A 1,032-nucleotide genomic window follows, 5' to 3' on the forward strand; every position below is an offset into this window, starting at 1 on the left:
TGGGCCGCCGCCGGATTCCGGCAGCCCAGCACCGCACACGGTCACCGCAGGCATCCGGAGAAGGGCGTAGCGGCCGGTGCCGTCGCAGTGCTGGGAGTGGTGGGCGTCGCCGTCACCCTGGCGGCGGCGATCTGGGCCCTGCCCCTGGGCATCGCCCTCCTGACAACCACCGTTGTCGCCGTCGCATTGGTGGGCCGCACCTTCTTGCGTCCGGCGGTCGGCGGCGACCGCCAGGCATGGCTGCTCGCGGGTGTGCTCAGTGGTGCTGGGCTCGCATGCGCCACCGCCACGGTGGCGGCGGCGTACGCGCTCACCGTGCATCAGGTGCCCCAGACGGTGCCGCTGCTACTGCTGGCGCCGTGGAGCCTGCCGGCCTTCCACCTGCTGCTCTTCAGCGTGACCCGGAGGGCCGCCCGCCGCCGCAGAGCCCGTACGCCGGCGAAGGAGACGATGCCGCTGCCGGTGGCGTCGATGCGGATCGTGGGGCCCGGTGCCGCGGTGCTCCTGCTTGTCGCCGTGTGGTCCGTCTGGCCGGTGTCTGAGCCGCAGCCCGAGACCGATCCGCCGCTCGCCTCACCGCCGGTCATCGAGTCCGAGTCGTGGCCGACGGCGTCACCGCCTCCCGCAGCGGAGCCGCAGGACGCGATCCGCCCGGCCCCGGCGCCTGTTCCCCCGGGCGTGCCAGCCTGTACCCCCGAACCGCTCCTGGTCCGGATCGGCGGATTCGACTCTGCCATGGGGACGTCCTCGGCGGGCGTCACGGCCGTGAACACGGGAGACGCCGCCTGCGCCCTCCACGGCCGCCCGGAGGTCGAGATCGTGCAGGGCGGCGACCCGATCGACCTGCACCTCGAGCCGATGACCGCGACCACCACCGTGCTGGCCCCGGAACAGGCGGCCCAGGAGGACCCCGGCCTCGGCGTGGTCCTGGAGCCGGGGCAGCAGGCCGTGGCCGCCCTGCTCTGGACCGGCTACCGCGCCAGGGCCGACCAGAGCGCCCCGCAGACGGTGTCCGTGTCCCTGGGCCACGGA

1 protein-coding gene is annotated in these 1,032 nt (G+C 74.5%); it reads left to right on the forward strand.

Going from position 1 to position 1,032, the window contains the following annotated elements; all coding sequences use genetic code 11:
• A partial coding sequence (locus AB0N07_RS52205) for a DUF4232 domain-containing protein (protein ID WP_365848181.1) occupies positions 1 to 1,032 on the forward strand: 1,032 nt, incomplete at both ends.

Origin of the sequence: Streptomyces sp. NPDC051172, from assembly GCF_040682555.1 — a bacterium.
Lineage (GTDB): Bacteria > Actinomycetota > Actinomycetes > Streptomycetales > Streptomycetaceae > Streptomyces.